The sequence below is a fragment of the Bacillus sp. UNC438CL73TsuS30 genome, assembly GCF_000482325.1.
GTDB lineage: Bacteria > Bacillota > Bacilli > Bacillales > Cytobacillaceae > Neobacillus.
Genome location: NZ_KI535295.1, coordinates 339,664 through 356,411, shown reverse-complemented (window position 1 = coordinate 356,411; position 16,748 = coordinate 339,664). Strand labels below are relative to the sequence as shown.

The 16,748-nt window shown below is 41.7% G+C and carries 14 protein-coding genes; 1 reads left to right on the top strand and 13 read right to left on the bottom strand.

Translation table 11 applies throughout. The annotated features are described in order from the left end of the window. Nucleotides 1-29: 29 nt before the first annotated feature. The 6 genes from M028_RS0115430 to M028_RS0115405 form a co-directional block, all read right to left on the bottom strand. Complete coding sequence (locus tag M028_RS0115430; RefSeq protein WP_026574641.1) at nt 30-1,049, bottom strand: fatty acid desaturase; 1,020 nt, start codon at nt 1,047-1,049, stop codon at nt 30-32. Nucleotides 1,050-1,234: 185 nt separating this feature from the next. Next, entirely contained in the window at nt 1,235-2,503 is a 1,269-nt protein-coding gene (locus M028_RS0115425) for a peptidase (RefSeq protein WP_026574640.1), read from the bottom strand. Between the two features lie 32 nt (nt 2,504-2,535). After that, nucleotides 2,536-3,717 carry a thiolase family protein gene (locus M028_RS0115420; RefSeq protein WP_026574639.1) on the bottom strand — a complete coding sequence of 394 codons (1,182 nt, stop codon included), beginning with the start codon at nt 3,715-3,717 and terminating at the stop codon, nt 2,536-2,538. Between the two features lie 12 nt (nt 3,718-3,729). After that, nucleotides 3,730-4,386, bottom strand: coding sequence for a 3-oxoacid CoA-transferase subunit B (locus M028_RS0115415; protein WP_026574638.1), 657 nt, complete (start codon nt 4,384-4,386; stop codon nt 3,730-3,732). Continuing rightward, nucleotides 4,371-5,066: a CoA transferase subunit A gene (locus M028_RS0115410; RefSeq protein WP_026574637.1), complete on the bottom strand. Its 696-nt coding sequence runs from the start codon at nt 5,064-5,066 to the stop codon at nt 4,371-4,373. Before M028_RS0115410 ends, M028_RS0115415 begins: the two co-directional genes overlap by 16 nt. Beyond that, on the bottom strand, nt 5,050-6,414 hold the full coding sequence (locus M028_RS0115405; protein ID WP_026574636.1) for an aspartate aminotransferase family protein: 1,365 nt from the start codon (nt 6,412-6,414) through the stop codon (nt 5,050-5,052). The genes M028_RS0115410 and M028_RS0115405 overlap by 17 nt, the downstream gene beginning before the upstream one ends. A gap of 189 nt (nt 6,415-6,603) precedes the next feature. Here M028_RS0115405 and M028_RS0115400 point away from each other — a divergent pair, with 189 nt between their 5' ends. Next, nucleotides 6,604-7,779 carry a PucR family transcriptional regulator gene (locus tag M028_RS0115400; protein WP_026574635.1) on the top strand — a complete coding sequence of 392 codons (1,176 nt, stop codon included), beginning with the start codon at nt 6,604-6,606 and terminating at the stop codon, nt 7,777-7,779. Between the two features lie 70 nt (nt 7,780-7,849). Here the strand turns inward: M028_RS0115400 and M028_RS0115395 are convergent, their stop codons facing one another. The 7 genes from M028_RS0115395 to M028_RS0115365 all read right to left on the bottom strand — a co-directional run bounded on the left by M028_RS0115395 (nt 7,850) and on the right by M028_RS0115365 (nt 16,737). Beyond that, on the bottom strand, nt 7,850-8,650 hold the full coding sequence (locus M028_RS0115395) for a carbon-nitrogen hydrolase family protein (protein WP_026574634.1): 801 nt from the start codon (nt 8,648-8,650) through the stop codon (nt 7,850-7,852). A 109-nt stretch (nt 8,651-8,759) separates the two neighbouring features. Next, nucleotides 8,760-10,835 (bottom strand): sigma-70 family RNA polymerase sigma factor, encoded by a 2,076-nt coding sequence (locus M028_RS0115390; RefSeq protein WP_035424169.1) that lies wholly within the window; start codon nt 10,833-10,835, stop codon nt 8,760-8,762. Nucleotides 10,836-11,061: 226 nt separating this feature from the next. Then, complete coding sequence (locus M028_RS0115385) at nt 11,062-12,234, bottom strand: aminotransferase A (RefSeq protein WP_026574632.1); 1,173 nt, start codon at nt 12,232-12,234, stop codon at nt 11,062-11,064. 36 nt (nt 12,235-12,270) lie between these two features. Next, nucleotides 12,271-12,948, bottom strand: a complete 678-nt coding sequence (locus M028_RS30205; RefSeq protein ID WP_051591069.1) for an RraA family protein — start codon at nt 12,946-12,948, stop codon at nt 12,271-12,273. 35 nt (nt 12,949-12,983) lie between these two features. Then, a complete protein-coding gene (locus M028_RS30200) occupies nt 12,984-13,784 on the bottom strand; it encodes an HpcH/HpaI aldolase family protein (protein ID WP_051591068.1) in 801 nt (266 codons plus the stop codon). After that, nucleotides 13,781-15,814 carry a dipeptide ABC transporter ATP-binding protein gene (locus M028_RS33875; RefSeq protein ID WP_026574631.1) on the bottom strand — a complete coding sequence of 678 codons (2,034 nt, stop codon included), beginning with the start codon at nt 15,812-15,814 and terminating at the stop codon, nt 13,781-13,783. Before M028_RS33875 ends, M028_RS30200 begins: the two co-directional genes overlap by 4 nt. Nucleotides 15,815-15,837: 23 nt before the next feature. Continuing rightward, entirely contained in the window at nt 15,838-16,737 is a 900-nt protein-coding gene (locus M028_RS0115365; protein ID WP_051591067.1) for an ABC transporter permease, read from the bottom strand. Between the last annotated feature and the right edge of the window lie 11 nt (nt 16,738-16,748).

Sequence of the window (16,748 nt, the reverse complement as noted above, 5' to 3'; positions counted from 1 at the left end):
ACACTTTGGTCCTTATCCTGCATCTATGTTTATATTTGTTTAACACTTTTCATTTTAACTGAAGATCGTAAATCTTTAAAGCCCACAAACTTTTTTGCCGTCTCATCCCATAGATGATATTTTAGTGATGCTAGACTCGTTAAGAGTGTAATCGTTGGAACATTTTTAAGAGGCTCAGTATGGTTGTGAACAGCTTCAAGCTTGTAATTCGGCACCCTTGGACTTAAATGATGAACATGGTGGTAACCAATATTCCCTGTCACCCATTGTAACAGTTTCGGAAGCTTATAAAAGGAACTGCCTTCAACAGCTGCTTTTACATATTCCCAATCCTTATCTTCTTCAAAATAAGAGTCTTCAAACGTATGCTGTACGTAAAATAACCAAATCCCCGCTGCTCCGGAAATCATGAATATCGGTCCTTGAACTAAGAGAAAATTAACCCAGCCAATTCCCCAGCAAAGCAATCCGGCTAATACAACAATCAAGATGTTGGTGATATAAGTATTGATTCTTTCCTTCATTCTAGCATCTTTTCGGTTAAAACGATTTTTAAGAAGAAAAACATAAATTGGACCCAAGCCGAACATCACGATTGGATTTCGATAAAAACGGTAGGCTGCACGTGTCCAAAACGATGCCGCCTGATATTCGTCGACGGTCAGCATCCAAATATCTCCTGTTCCACGCTTATCCAAATTACTGCTGGTGGCATGGTGAACAGAATGCTCGTGCTGCCATTGACTATATGGATGAATCGTTAATACACCTGTAATGGTGCCAAGAAATTTATTGGCCTTGCGGCTTTTAAAAAAGGAATGGTGGCAGCAATCATGAAAAATGATGAAAACCCTTACTAAAAATCCCGCAGCGACAATCGATAATAATAAGGTGAGGATATATGAAATCGATAAGCTTTTATAAGCAAAGAACCATAATAGAAAAAACGGAACAAGTGTATTGACCAATTGCCAGACACTGTCTTTTGTATTTGCTTTTTCAAAAGGGGCGACCTGTTTACGCAAATTTCGTTGGTTTTGTTCAATCATGTTTTTGATTCCCTTCTTCATCATGTTATCACTCATATTAAAGAAGAAAATCTGCCATTTGTAGTCATACCTGTCATATCCCAAACATGATAAATGTCATGTTTCGTCAATAAATGCAAAGATCTATTTTAAATAAAAAAAGTCCAAATCTCTTTACTAAAGAAGAAATTTGGACTTCCTAGATGTTAATTTTGAGAATTACACCATTGAAGCAGGGTTAACGCAATGATTTCTGCCGCTTTAAAAACTTTTTCCATTTCGATATATTCATTAGGATAATGAGCCATTTCCGTTACACCTGGGCCAAAAACAACTGTTGGGATTTTTCCGATTTCAGTGAGTAATCCCCCATCCGTTCCCCATGGTGCCGCTTCAATGACCGGTTCCTCACCGACTGATTCACGGTACTGATGAACAAGGGAATTCATCAATTCATGTTCGATATCAATTGAACCAGGAAGCCACTGTGCACCAAACCATTCTAAAACAACAGGCTGTTCTGCAAACCATGGATCAATTTCCGCAAGTTGCTGCAAACATTGACTCATTTCCCGCTTAGCGTCTTCCATTTTCTCATTGGGAGCTACTCCCATTCTGCCCTCTATTTTGACTAAATCTGGAACAGAAGATGGCCAAGTTCCACCAGATACAACACCAATGTTGATCGGAATTGGGATTGGCGTTTTTTCATAAAGAGGATCATCAATTTGTTCGTTTCGCCTTATTTCTAAACCTCTAATTTGATTAACTACCAGCATGGTTTTTTCAAGAGCACTTACCCCTTCATAGCGGGTACCACCATGAGCAGAGCGCCCTTTCACTAAAATTCGAAACCACATCGACCCTTGCTGCTTTGGAAAAATACGCATATTGGTAGGTTCTGTTATCAGGGCAGCATCTGCTTTATATCCTTTAAGAAGGGTTGACAATGTACCTGCCCCGCCGCTTTCTTCTTCCACAACACTTTGGAAAATCACATCACCTTTAAGCTTAATATCGAGCTTTTGAAGGGCCTCAATTGCGAGGAGAAATGAAACTAAACCACCTTTCATATCCGTGACCCCGCGTCCGTACATTTTTCCATCTTTCACAACACCACTATAAGGATCATCAGACCATTGTTCATGATCCCCCTCAGGAACAACATCAATATGACCATTCAAAATCATCGAACGGCCTCCGCCGGTTCCAGCTAATACTCCGACAACATTTGGGCTCCCTGTAAATTGTTCTCTTGGCGAACAAAAATATTCATTCGCTTTTAGTTCATTTCCATCCGGCTCCCATACATCTACCTTTAAACCCATTTCGTTTAATTTTTTAGCAATTATGGATTGAGCACCAGCCTCATTGCCTGCAATACTTGGAGCCTGAACTAGGCGCTGCAAAAGAAGAGTCCCCTCTTCAAAATGATCCTTTAGCCAAGCTTGAATATCATTTACAATCGTTTGCATCATTTTTCACCTCATTCTCTTTATCTTCAAAACTATAAGCAAAGGTTTTCATAGATAACAGACAGCCCCATGCCTCCGGCCATACACAGTGTTACCATGCCGTACTTTGTATTGGTTCGTAACATTTCGTTCATTAAAGTTACCGTTAATTTCGCACCTGTTGCCCCAACTGGATGACCAAGTGCAATCGCCCCACCGTTAACATTTACTTTTTCAGGGTCTAAATCTAATTCTTTTATTACAGCCAATGCCTGTGCAGCAAACGCCTCGTTCAGTTCAATGCGTCCAATTTGATCCAATGTTAATCCTGCTTTTTGCAAAGCTTTTTTCGTAGCTGGGACAGGGCCAATTCCCATAACATTTGCTTCTACCCCAGCACTTGCAAATGCTCTAACCTTTAATAACGGTTTTATCCCTCTTGCTTCCGCCTTCTCTTTTGACATCATCAATACTGCCGCAGCACCATCATTCATCGGACAAGCATTACCTGCCGTAATCAAACCATCCTTTTTGAATGCAGGCGGAAGTTTTGTTAACTTCCCTACTTGTATATCCATTCGTACGGACTCATCTGTTTGAAAAAAATAATTCCCTTTTCGATCTTTAACTTCAAGTGGAATAATTTCCTCCTCAAAATAGTGGTTTTCAATCGCTCGTGCCGCCTTTTTATGGCTTTCTAAAGCAAATTGATCCTGTTCTTCACGAGAAATACCGTATATTTCTGCTAATCGCTCTGCGGTCATGCCCATATGTTCTTTTTCCAGCGAACAAATAAGGCCGTCTGTTAATAAGGCATCTTCCATCTCAAGATTCCCGAACTTACTTCCCCAGCGATTTTTTACTAGATATGGAACCTGACTCATACTTTCTACACCGCCGGCAATGATGACCTCTTCCTGACCAGTTTGAATCGTTAGTGCTGCATTCGTAATCGCTTTTAAACCTGAACCACATGCCTTGATGACAACACTGCCTGGTACACTTGCGGGGAACCCTGCTAATTGCGATGAAATCCTTGCCGAATTTAAGCCGCCGCCATGAACATAACCATGGCCAAAAATCACTTCATTCACGTCTTCTTTTTCTATAGTGGTTTTATTCATTAACCCTTCCAGCACTTGTCGTCCCATTTCAGTGGCGGGTACATTTTTAAGAGATTTCCCAAATGCTCCTACCGCCGTACGAACACCCGCTACAATGACAGCCTCATTCATTTCCTTCACTCCTTAATTCGGTAACCCAACCATTACTGTTAAAGGCGCATCGGTATACTTAATAACATCCTCCACGGTATATGGTTCCATTACCTCTTTTAACAGCAAGCCCTGTTCAGTAACTTCGATTACGGCCATTTCCGTAATAATCAAATCCACACAGTTTTTAGCAGTAAGTGGTAATGTACATTCCTTTAAAATTTTTGATTCGCCATTTTTATTCGTGTGATTCATCAGGACAATCACTTTCTTTGATTTTTGAGCGAGGTCCATTGCTCCTCCCATTCCTGGAACACGTTTTCCTGGAACAATCCAATTGGCCAAATCTCCTTTTTCACTTACTTCGAGCGCGCCAAGGATCGTGATATCAAGATAGCCGCGGCGAATCATTCCAAAGGCTATGGCACTATCAAAATAGGAAGCTCCTTTCATTAACGTTACAGGGTAACCGCCGGCATTGCAGAGGTTCGGATCTGCCTCCCCCTTTACCGGGGTAGGGCCAGTCCCTAATATCCCGTTTTCCGCATGGAACTGAACAAAAATATCAGAAGGAATATAATCAGCAACTAAAGTAGGAATTCCGATTCCAAGGTTCACAATCATACCATCCTCAATTTCCTGCGCCGCACGTCTAGCAATCCGTTGCCTTACTTCTACTCCCAAACCCATTTCCATGTCACTCCCTTACTCGGTATTACCATATTTACAAAGATTCCCGGTGTAACAATTGCCTCTGGATCCAGTTCTCCAATTGGAACAATTTCCTCTACCTCGGCGATCGTAAAATTCCCGGCCATCGCCACAAGTGGATTAAAATTACGGGCACTTTTATCAAAGACAAGATTTCCAAGCGGGTCTGCTTTTAAAGCATGAACAATGGCAACTTCGGCGGTAAGTGCTTTTTCAATCATATATTCTTTTCCGTCCACCGAAACGACATCTTTTCCTTCCTCGGCGATTGTTCCAAAACCAACATCCGTTAAAATACCGCCTAATCCCATACCGCCCGCACGAATCCGTTCAATCAAGGTTCCTTGTGGGGAAAACTCTACCTCCAATTCACCAGCAGTCATCAATTGTCCAGCGATTGGATTAGAACCGATATGGGAAGTAATGATTTTCTTCACTCTTCCGGCACTGACTAATCTTCCAATTCCGATATCAGGAAAACCTGTATCATTTCCGATTAAGTGTAAGTCCTTACAGCCTTTTTCTAAAATACCATCCACTAATGATGGAGGCGTACCAATTCCGCCGAATCCGCCGTACATTAAAGTACATCCATCTGTAATATGTGTGAGAGCGTCTTCTAATGTAGCTACTTTACCTTTTTTAGACAGGGACTGCATTGGTCTTCCCTCCTGTTTTTGTAAGCTCATACTGTACCTCGGAAATGGCCTCTTCCAAAATGCCCACTAAACGATTAATTTCTGCTTTTGTGATAATGAGTGGAGGAGAAATGATAATTGAATCACCTTCGCCATTGATTGCTCCTGCCGCTGGATAGACGATTAAACCTTTTTTAAATGCTCGTTCAATGATTCTGCCTGTTATATTCAATTGGGATGGGAAGGATGTTTTTTGGGCACGGTCTGAAACAAATTCCATCCCTAACAAGAGTCCTTTTCCTCTTACATCACCAATGATTTCATAGGTGTTATATAAGTCTTTTAATTTTTCAAAAAGATACTGACCTTGTTCTTCTGCTTTTTGAACTAATTGATGTTTCTCAACATATTCCAAAACCTTCAATGAAACGGCCGCTGATTGTGGATTGGCACTATAGGTATGTCCGCCCAAAACAGACTTGGAGCCATTTACGATTGGGGCCATAACACGGTCACTGACAATAGTGGCAGCAATAGGAGTGTACCCTGCGCTCATGCCTTTTCCTAAAGTAATCAAATCAGGAATAGCATCCCAATGTTCCATTGCAAACATTTTTCCAGTACGGCCAATACCGGTCATGACTTCATCCGCAATAAATAAAACATCATAACGATCACAAATTTCTCTAATCCGTTCGTAATATCCCGGTGGAGGTGTGATCGCACCTCCTGAGGCACCAACGATTGGCTCCGCAATAAAGGCTGCAACCGTATCTGCACCAAAACGTTGAATCGCCTTCTCAAGCTCATCTGCACAGGCAATCCCCCACTCTTCTTCCGTCCTACCGTCTGGACGACGATACGTATATGGAGCCGAAATCGTCGGATAATCTGCTAAAAGTGAATTAAATCCACGCCTTCTTAATACATGCCCTGACATGGATAGGGCGCCGATCGTAATACCGTGGTAACCAATCCATCTGGAGATAATCCGTTTCTTTTGCGGTAACCCTTTTTCATTCCAATGCTGGATGGCAATTTTCATGGCGGTTTCCGTCGCTTCAGAACCACTATTGACAAAGAAGGACCAATTCAAATCTCCAGGCGCTAAATCACTCAATTTTTTTGCTAACTTTTCTGCAGGTTCGCTAGTAAATTGCCCCCGATAAGAAAAAGAAATTTTTTGGGCCTGTTCAACCATTGCATCCATAACCTCTTGTACACCATGTCCAATGCTTGCGGTTACTGCCCCTGAAGCACCATCAATATATTCATTGCCGTCAATATCATAGATATAAATTCCTTTACCATGTGAAGCAACAGGATATTTAGCACCTAAAACCGGTTTAATTAGATAATCACGTTCCATTTCCTCTGACCCCTCTCCCTAGAGCAAATTCTCTATTATAAATAAATTGGAATAATATTTTTTCTACTGTAATTAAAATAGTAAATTCTTTTTTAAAGATTCACAATTCTACAAAAAGATGAAATAATAGAGTTGGATTTATACACGGTGTATAATAGCTAGAAATTATAAGAAGAGGGACTGGTTTCTTTGGCAATTCGCATCCATGAAGCGTTGCAACTTCCGATTATGCAGCAAACAAAATTGATTGCCGGTAAAAACGGGTTACAAAATTGGGTGAAATGGGTAACCATTGTGGAAGTCATTGAGGATATTAATCGGCTTCAAGAAGGGGAATTCCTGATTACGACAGGGTTTGGACTTGGAGAAGATGAAGAAAAACAATCGGAGTTTAAGAGGCTTTTAGCGCTTGGAAAATTATCTGGTGTAGCTTTATATACGGGTTTATATCTAAAAGAAATTCCGCAATCCTTTATTTCAATTGCAGATCAACATGCTCTGCCTTTAATTGAAATCCCCGCAAATATTAATTTTTCAATGATTACGAAAGAACTGCTTGAACAAATTGTCAATAAACAGAGGGAAATATTTGTGGCGAGTGATTTTCTCCAGGAACTTTTGACCCAACCCATCGTTAATCCTACGGATGTGATGGAGCGCGGAAAGAAATTGGGGATTGACTTTACCAAGCCACAATCGATTATTTCGGTCCATTTTGCTGCTATCAACAATCTAAAGATAATGGAGCAGCTACAAGAAGCAATTCAATCTACTTTGAAAAACAAGAAAATCCCTTTTCTTATGCGGGCAAAATCAGATAGTATAATTGTTTTATTTGAGGCAGGCATTAAAGAGAATATCGTTGAAATAGCGAGTGAATTATTAAATAGTATGGAACTTAGTTCTGTGGGGACACCTATTTCGATTGGAATTGGAAAAACCGTCACTAACCTTCATATGCTGGCGGAAAGTGCCAGACAAGCAGAACAAGCTGCCAATCTATCGCAAATCTTATTTAAACCGCAGTCAATCGCTCATTATGATGATTTTAGTTTGTATCAGCTGCTGCTTGAAATGAAAAATTCCGGGGTGAATTTAGAAGAGTTTTACCACCAATATCTAGGCAGTTTATTGGATACACGTGGTGTGGATTTAATCACTACACTTGAAGCCTATTTGTATTTTAATCAAAATATCAAAAATACGGCAGAAAATTTGTATATTCACCGTCATACCCTTAAATATAGATTGGGGCAGATTGAAAAAAAGACAGGGGCTAATCTGAGTTCATTTGAAGATTGTACAAAATTATATTTGGCGATTTTGGCCTATAAATTAGTAAATTATAAGATGGTCAGATCATGATTTTCCTTCATGGCTATAATAAGAAAAAAGGCAGATTTCATGCTACGGAAATCGCCTTTTTCTTTAATTTTTAATGACTCTGGTAAAATTCGGGTTTTCGGTGTTTTACACTTGGGAGTTTTTCGCGAACCCGGCGAATCCGATCTAGGTCTATATCTGAAAAAATTAATGTTTCTTCTTCGCCGCCGCTTGCTATGATGACCCCCATTGGATCTACCATCACACTGCGCCCAGTAAAAATATCGCCAACAAGGTTTGCACCGCAGACAAACATAGTATTTTCAATTGCTCTTGCACGAATAAGCGTCTGCCAATGATCCTCTTTCATTGGCCCTGCCACCCATCCTGCCGGGACAAACAGAATATCCGCTTCCTGAATAGCAAACTGTCTTGCGATTTCAGGGAATCGTAATTCATAGCAAACCATCAAGCCAATTTTTCCAAACTCTGTTTCTACTATTTTATAATGATTATCCCCTGGTATTACGGTATCGGACTCATGATAACTAAAGGCATCGTATAAATGTGTTTTTCTGTATGAGTGGATGATTTCCCCAGAACGATTGATCATTACGGTAGTGTTATATGCACGTTTTGGATCATCCGACTTGGATTCGTACGTTCCACAAACAACATAGATTTCGTTTGCCCTTGCAGCTTCTTTAAGCCCAGAGACAAAAGGACCATCCAATGGTTCTGCCGCTTCGACCGGCAATACCCCAGACTTAGGGGTAGCAAGCGCCATATAGAATTCTGGCAATATAACAAAATCTGCACCCAAAGCTTTTGCTTTTGTAATATATTGAACTGCCTTTTCAAAATTAGCAGTTTTATCAACACTGGTGGATAATTGGGCAATAGCTACTCTCATGAAAGTACCTCCTAAAAAAATAACGATACCTCTATTTTAGTCATGTTCCACCCATTTTTCAAACAATTGATAATTATAGAAATTTTAGCAGTCGTGCAGGCGATGAATGTTATTCCAACGAAATTTTCACAACATCATCTAAATATTTTGTTGTATTATATCCACCAATCTCCATCCGTTTTGGAATCATTTTTTTTCCTGTGTTGTTACTTTGTAACTTCATCCTTTGAACGGTAACGAAATAACGGGGCTGCTCAATTTCTTCATACGAGAAAGGAGTTACATTGATATCGTATACTACCCCATTTTTATCGATGAGTACTCCCTCAGATTCCATCTCAATTGAATCAGGATGAGTGTCATTCTCACTGATAATATCAAATTGCAGCGACTCATATGCCCGATTTTTAACTTTATGATTGCTTATGACCATATTAGTAAAAACTCCAACTTCCAGCCTGTCAATGGAGATGGTACTACCTGCATATTCAAAAGTTTGAGGATATTTTTTAGCAGCATCCAGCTCGATGGTTTTTTTGTCTTCAACCGTTAAATTTATAGATTGTAATTGAACGTTTACCTCTTTTGGTTCTTCTCCAAAAAGGGGGCCAAAGTTGGTTTGAAAAGTACTCCAATTCATGTCTTGAATTGGATTTAAAAATGAGCCGCCATACAAATCAGGTTTTAATTTCTTATTATTCACTTCTAAATGGTCAAAATTAAGAGTATCTATCCGCTTCTTCAGCTGGTCATTTTTAATACTGTATTGCAAAATCGTCGCTGTTGGAGCAATGGTCAGTTTATCAAAGCGAACCGGGATTCCCTCGACTTCCTTTTCTTCATCCAATGCATATTCCACCGAACGCTGTTTTGTTACAGGGATCTCGAAGTTCCACTCCCCTGTTTCATATTCCATATTATCGGAAACCCTTAACCTATTCCGATCAGTTGAATCACGAAACAATTTAAGAAGCTTTGTGATCTTCAGTTTGATTGTCCCCTTTTCCTTGGAGAGTGGCAGCAAACTAACCTTTCCTTGATACACGTTCTTTTCTTTATTATTTACGTCCGATGTAAGGTCAGGAGGAGCGTACCTTGGATTTGCTGTACGGCTCATGATTTCATACTGGTTCTCCACAGAAACCCCTTCATCATCATTCATCAAATATTGGTTGTCTTCGTCCGTATCTTCTATTTCATAAAAAACAAGTGTCTGAAATTTATCAGCAACAACACTCTTGATTTTAATTTTCACCCCATTACTTTCTGCTTCCAGGTTCAGCCTTTCACTCATGTCCTGTTGCAAATAGGCACGCAACTCATGATCTTCTTCTGTCCATGTATAGTAAAGGTTGGTAAAAGCCCCTGTAAAAACTTCTACACCCACTAATATTGCGAAAATACTAGCAAAAACCATTCCCATTCTTTTACGTTTCTTCAGTTTCAGTTGTCTGTGGTTTTCCTTTTCTGCCAGCTTCGCTTTGACATTCGCCAGGAAATCAGATGGCACATGGTAATCCTCCATCCTTTCAGTAAGATTTAACATGGTTAACATGACATCCTGGAATGTTGCCAAATCCTCCTGACATTCTTGACAATGATAAATATGTATCTCTAGCTCGATCTTTTTCGACCGCTCTAGTGTTCTTTCTAAGTAATCGATGTATTCCTTATGATACTCTTTACAGCCACCAATGTGTGATCCGTACCCCATTTCTTTTCTAAGTGACTGAATTCCGGAAAACAAAAGCTCCTTCAACTTTTCTACTGAAACTTGGAGAAGATTTGCTGCTTCTTTTCGAGAGATTCTTTTTACATAGGTAAGGACCATCGCTTCTTTCTCGTCCTCTTTCAATTGATCGAGTGCTTTAAATAAATCCGGACGCAATTCACTTCCCTCTGAAGCTTGTAAACTTCTATCATAAGAAAGCTCCCGGCAGGTATGTATGAAAATGGATGTCACCCATGTCTCAAATGATGACTCATTTTTAAATCGTGGGAACTCCTTGTGAACTTTTAAAATGCACCGAAAAAAAACCTCTTCCACTTGCTTTTGATTCCTAAGATAGGACCAACCAAGTAAATAGAACGATTGTTTATGCTGTTCGAACCAATCAAGGATGGATTCCACACCTTTTTCTCTTTTCGGAGTGATTGAAATGGGATCGATTTTTGCTGGGATCATAAATGTGCTCCCCCTCTTTAACATTCTCTTTATACCTAATAATACAAGGGGAGGAAGTTATTGACAATAACGGTAGTTTCGACACGGGCTTCTCAGCTTTTTATACCTCGAGGATTTAATATTCTACCTAGTAGATTAATAATAAAAAGACCCTTTCCAAAGAAATGAAAAGGGTCTTGAAATATTTCACGGAAGGCTACTACTTTTTAGAATAACCATGGGACTTCTAACAATCAACTTTGATATTGGCTTTTGCTAAAAACTCCTCTAACCTGTTTAACCCTTCCTCTAAATTTTCCATGGAGTTGGCATAAGAGATTCGTATGTACCCTTCTCCATAAATTGAGAAGGCACTGCCAGGAATCACCGCTACTTTTGCCTGATCAATTAATTTTTCAGTAAATTCTTCAGAACTCATCCCAGTACTTTTTATTGAAGGAAATAAATAGAAGGCTCCTTCCGACCATTTCACATCTAGACCCATTGATTGGAGACGGTCAAATACATAATCCCTGCGTTTTTTGTACTCTTCCTTCATCTGGTCCACTTCGATTAAATCTTCCGCTAATGCTGCTAAAGCTGCATATTGGCTTGCGGAAGTTGCGCAAACAGTATTGAACACATGGATTTTCAACATTTGCTCTGTTAGGTAGTTCGGCGCTAATGTGAATCCAATTCTCCAGCCTGTCATCGCATGTGATTTTGAAACACCGTTAATGACAATGGTCTTTTCATTCATCCCAGGAAAAGACGCAATCGAATGATGGTTCGTTCCATAAGTTAATTCACTGTAAATTTCATCGGAAATCACAAAGATTTCTTTTTCCTCTAATAGATTGGCAATCTCCTGTAACTCTTCTTTTTCCAAAATACACCCGCATGGATTGGATGGATAAGGAAGAAGGACACAGCGGGTCTTATCCGTTAGTTTTGTTTTAATCATCTCTGCGGTTAGCCTGAAACCATTTTCCCTTGTATCGATAAAAACGGGGATGGCACCACATAATCTAATGAGCGGTTCATATGCCGGGTAAATCGGTGCCGGCAAAATTACTTCACAACCTTCTTCAAGAATGGTGCGAAAGGCAATATCAAGCGCTTCACTTGCACCAATGGTAACAAGAATTTCACTTTCCGGATCATATATCAACCCATAGCGGCGGTCCACAAAGCTTGCAATCGCTTTTCGCAGTTCAGGTAATCCTGCGTTGGTCGTATAACCGGTCCGTTTTTCTTCAAGTGATCTAATTCCGGCATTAATCACATTTTCAGGAGTCGGAAAATCCGGCTGGCCAACCGTTAAATTAACGATGCTTGGATCGTTCAAGACTTTATTATAGATTTTTCGAATACCGGATTTTTCTATTTGCCTGACATTCTTGTTGACTAGATGAAGCATCTGCCACCATCTCCCTGGGTATTTTTTTGTATTTTCTTATTCATCCTTCTCCAGCATGTTCTCCCATTGTATATCCAGCCGGCGCAGGAACGAGTCGGCCCCTAAAACCCGTAAGTCCTCGAGATTCTGTGCATCTAATTCCTTTGCAGCTTTCCCAATCTCTAGATAGGTTGAGATTTCATCTTGTGGAACGACTAAAAGCCCGTCATTACTTCCAACAATAACGTCACCGGGTTGGATCACGCAGCCAGCAATGGAAACGGGCACGTTGAAATCGCCGCCGAGGCCGTAGAATTTTGTCGTTAAAGGCGAAACTGAATGAGAAAACACCCTAAACCCCAAATCTCTTAGGGCAATCGTGTCCGTAATGGCCCCGTTGACAATCGCAGCCGCGGCTCCTTTTTCCATTGCGATTCTGGTGGTCACTTCTCCCCAGCAGGCATAGCGCTCCTCCGCGGATGCATCAATGACGACAATATCACCAGGTTGAATATAATCCAGTACCTTACAGGTTAATAGAACATCATTTGGCGGGATCCGAACGGTTACCGCGGGTCCAGCAAAAGGTGTTTCAATTGGGAATAAAGGCTTCATTTTGCTTGCCGTAATGAATTGGTAATTAAGCTGGTGGCCGTAGTCACTTGGCGTAATCTCCCCCAATTGTCTTACCAATTCAGGGTCTGGTCTTTTAATGGAAGTATTGATTGTTATCATCTTCACACTGCTCCTTTTGTTTTCTGATAAAAAAACTATACGTCAAGCGGTTCCTTCAAACCGTCTAAGATTTTTCCGTAGCCTGACGCCATGATCATCCGATCCGTGCTAAAATGAATAAACCGGGCTCCGCGCTCTTTCCAAGACATAGCTATTTCGAACGGTGTTGGTATTCCTTCCCCTTCTGTCACCTCGGAAAATACAGCAAGATCGACACCTTTCCTAACGGCAAGGTCGATGACGCGGTCCAAGGCTTTCACCACTTCCGGATGGGTGGTGTCCCCCTCGTATCCCATAGCCATCGATAAATCATAAGGACCAGGCATAATGCCGGTAATGCCGGAATCGAGAATGTCTTCCATATTTTCTAACGCCTCTTCATTTTCGATAATTACCCAGATTAAGAGGTTGTTGTCGCTCCACTCTCGGTAATCCTTAGGGGTTTTAAACCGATCCATCGCCCGCATGCTAGGAGTGAAGCCCCGTTTGCCGGCAGGTCCATATTTCGCTGCCTGCACAACCCTTCTTGCTTCTTCTCCTGTCCTGACGCTCGAAATCAGAACCCCGGCTGCGCCGGCATCCAAGATTTTTGTAATGCCAGAGTGCTCACTGGATGGAAGACGGACGACGGCAGCTGTTCCGCCAGCCGTTGCAGCACGGATCATTTCGACTGAACCTTCAAAAGAGAACGTGCTGTGCTCTGCATCAAGCAGGACAAAATCGAACCCGGCGTGGCCAGCAAATTCTGCTACATCGGGACTGTTAAAGGATAGAAAGGTTCCAACCGCAAATCCCCTGGTTTGTAATGCTTTGTCGATTCTCTTCGTATGGCTCATACTCCAACCTCTTTTCCAATTTTAATACAAGCTACACTATGTCCCTCTTCGGTTTCGACAAGCGGCGGCTCCACTTCGCTGCATTCCTTGGTTGCCATCGGGCAGCGGTTAAAGAAGGCACAGCCCTTGGGCCGGTTCATCACGCTTGGAATTTCCCCTTCCAGCATCACATGTTCTCGGTTTTCTTCCACAAATGGGTCCGGTATCGGGACTGCCGCAAGCAATCCTTTTGTATAAGGATGGAGCGGATTCTCATAGAGTGACTTCCAATCTGCCACTTCGACAATCTTCCCCAGATACATCACCACTACCCGGTCGCTGATATGGCGGACAACGGACAGGTCGTGAGCGACAAATAGATAGGTAAGACCAAGCTTTTTCTGTAAATCTTCTAATAGATTAATAATTTGCGCCTGAATCGACACATCCAGTGCGGAAATGGCTTCGTCGCAAACGATAAACGAAGGGTTACTCGCCAATGCCCGGGCAATTCCGATCCGTTGCCTTTGCCCGCCGCTGAATTCATGGGGGACTCTGTTTTTCCATGCGGGATTCAGACCGACAAGTTCGAACAATTCATCTACACGTTTCTCATATTCCGCTTTTGTGTTCGTTAATTTATGAATAATCAATGGCTCACCGACAATGCTTCCCGCCGTTTGCCGGGGATCGAGTGAACTAAACGGATCCTGGAACACTAGGGAGATGTTTCGGCGAATTGGACGCAGTTTGCTCTTTGGCATATTGGCAATGTTTTGTCCGTCAAAAATCACTTCACCTGAAGTCGGTTCATACATCCGTAAAATACTACGAATAATCGTGGTCTTCCCACAGCCGCTTTCCCCAACCAATCCAAGGGTTTCCCCTTTTTTAATCGAAAAGCTGACATCGTCCACTGCCTTCACATCTGCCACTTTCCGCTTTAAGACACCTTTCATGACAGGAAAATACATTTTTAAATTTTTTACCTCTAATAAGGTTTCGTTCAATTCTTTATGTTCAACTGGAGCATCCATCAAAGCGGAACTGCCTGATGCCAGTTTTCCCATTGTTTCATTCGTCACATCTTCATAACAGGCTGCATAATGGTTTCCGCCATGAGATTGAAGCCTTGGTGCTGGTTTCTTTGAACAGGCCGCCGTCCGATGCGGACATCTTGGCAAAAAGGCACAAATGTCCTGTTTGTTTATAAGAGATGGAGGAATCCCGTCAATCGGAATCAGCTGCCTGCCCTTTGGATCATCCAATCTTGGGATGGCGTTCAATAGGGAAATCGTATAGGGATGCTTTGGATTTGAAAAAATCTCCTTCGTGGTGCCTGATTCGACGATTTCCCCTGCATACATGACATAAATACGGTCTGCATAGCGGGCTACTATCCCTAAATTATGGGTAACCATTACGACAGAGGTTTTTGTATTTTTCACAATATCTTTTAGCATTTCCAGGATTTGAGCCTGTGTGGTTACATCAAGCGCCGTCGTTGCTTCATCAGCAATGAGGATTTTCGGATTGCAGGCCATTGCCATCGCAATGCACACCCGCTGGCGCATGCCGCCGCTAAATTGGTGTGGATAATAGTCAATTCTTGCTTCTGAATCAGGGATCCCCACACTTTTCAAAAGTTCAATCGCATGTTTGCGGGCATCCTTCTTATTCATCTTCAGATGAAGAATAATGGTTTCGATAATTTGGTACCCAATCGTTAATACGGGATTAAGTGATGTCATCGGTTCCTGGAACACTACGCCGATATCCCCACCACGCACCTGACGCAGCTCCTCGCCGCTTAATTGAAGCAAATTCTTTCCATGAAATAAGACTTCGCCACCGACAATTTTACCAGGGGGTGTCGGGATCAGCTGGATCCCGGAATACTGTGTCACGGATTTCCCACTGCCGCTCTCGCCGACGACTGCAACGATTTCTCCCTCATCCACGTAATAGGAAACGCCATCAACTGCTTTTACGACATTACGGTCGACCGTAAATAGTGTTTGTAAATTTTTAACCTCGAGCAAATGGCTCATTTATGTACACCTCCCATTGTTTCTTACAAGCTTCCTTTCAAGCGTGGATCAAGGGCATCCCTTAATGCATCTCCAATAATATTAAAGGCCACAACTACCAGTACGACTGCCATTCCGGGTGCAAAAGAAAGGATTGGATTGGATAATAAATATTTATAGCCGTCATTAATCATCGAACCCCAAGCAGCTTTCGGTGGTACAATTCCAAGTCCTAAAAAGCTAAGTCCCGCTTCAGACAAAATGGCTACACCAAAGTTTAAGGTGATCAAAACAATCAGCGGTGAAATACAGTTTGGCAGTACATGCTTGATCATATTTCTTATGTTCGTCGAACCCATCAGCTCCTGCGCCACAATATAATCTGATTCCCTAATCGCTAGTACCTGACCCCGCATTAACCGAGCGTAAGTCGGTACAAGTGACAGACCTAACGTAATGATGACGTTCTTTAAACCTCCTCCAAAGGCTGCCACGAAAACCACTGCCAATATAATAGGAGGAATCGCCATAAGGGCGTCCATTGCTCTCATAATAATGGCATCTATTAATCCGCCAACATAGCCGGAAAATAATCCTAGGATGATCCCAATCACACTTGCAATGGCAACGGATACAATACCCACAAGCAGTGCTGCCTGGCTGCCATAAATAATCCGGCTCAAGACATCCCGTCCAATCAGGTCTGTTCCCAATGGATGTGCTGGTGATGGGTTTGCAAGGATCTGTGTATAGTCTTGTTTATATGGATCATAGGGTGCAAGCAACGGGGCAAATATGCCGCAAATCATCATAATGAAGATAATGACCAAACTCACTACAACCGTTTTTCGGGCAAGGAATACACGAAGGAAGCGTTTTGCATTACTTGTCTTTTTCACCTTCTGTTCCACGGCTTTTTCAGAAGCGATGATTTCAGTTGTCATCTATTTCCCTC

Coding starts and splice junctions, on each gene's coding strand:
- M028_RS0115430 (WP_026574641.1), bottom strand. CDS start 1,049: ATGATTGAACAAAACCAACGAAATTTGCGTAAACAGGTCGCCCCTTTT.
- M028_RS0115425 (WP_026574640.1), bottom strand. CDS start 2,503: ATGCAAACGATTGTAAATGATATTCAAGCTTGGCTAAAGGATCATTTT.
- M028_RS0115420 (WP_026574639.1), bottom strand. CDS start 3,717: ATGAATGAGGCTGTCATTGTAGCGGGTGTTCGTACGGCGGTAGGAGCA.
- M028_RS0115415 (WP_026574638.1), bottom strand. CDS start 4,386: ATGGGTTTGGGAGTAGAAGTAAGGCAACGGATTGCTAGACGTGCGGCG.
- M028_RS0115410 (WP_026574637.1), bottom strand. CDS start 5,066: ATGCAGTCCCTGTCTAAAAAAGGTAAAGTAGCTACATTAGAAGACGCT.
- M028_RS0115405 (WP_026574636.1), bottom strand. CDS start 6,414: ATGGAACGTGATTATCTAATTAAACCGGTTTTAGGTGCTAAATATCCT.
- M028_RS0115395 (WP_026574634.1), bottom strand. CDS start 8,650: ATGAGAGTAGCTATTGCCCAATTATCCACCAGTGTTGATAAAACTGCT.
- M028_RS0115390 (WP_035424169.1), bottom strand. CDS start 10,835: ATGATCCCAGCAAAAATCGATCCCATTTCAATCACTCCGAAAAGAGAA.
- M028_RS0115385 (WP_026574632.1), bottom strand. CDS start 12,234: ATGCTTCATCTAGTCAACAAGAATGTCAGGCAAATAGAAAAATCCGGT.
- M028_RS30205 (WP_051591069.1), bottom strand. CDS start 12,948: ATGATAACAATCAATACTTCCATTAAAAGACCAGACCCTGAATTGGTA.
- M028_RS30200 (WP_051591068.1), bottom strand. CDS start 13,784: ATGAGCCATACGAAGAGAATCGACAAAGCATTACAAACCAGGGGATTT.
- M028_RS33875 (WP_026574631.1), bottom strand. CDS start 15,814: ATGAGCCATTTGCTCGAGGTTAAAAATTTACAAACACTATTTACGGTC.
- M028_RS0115365 (WP_051591067.1), bottom strand. CDS start 16,737: ATGACAACTGAAATCATCGCTTCTGAAAAAGCCGTGGAACAGAAGGTG.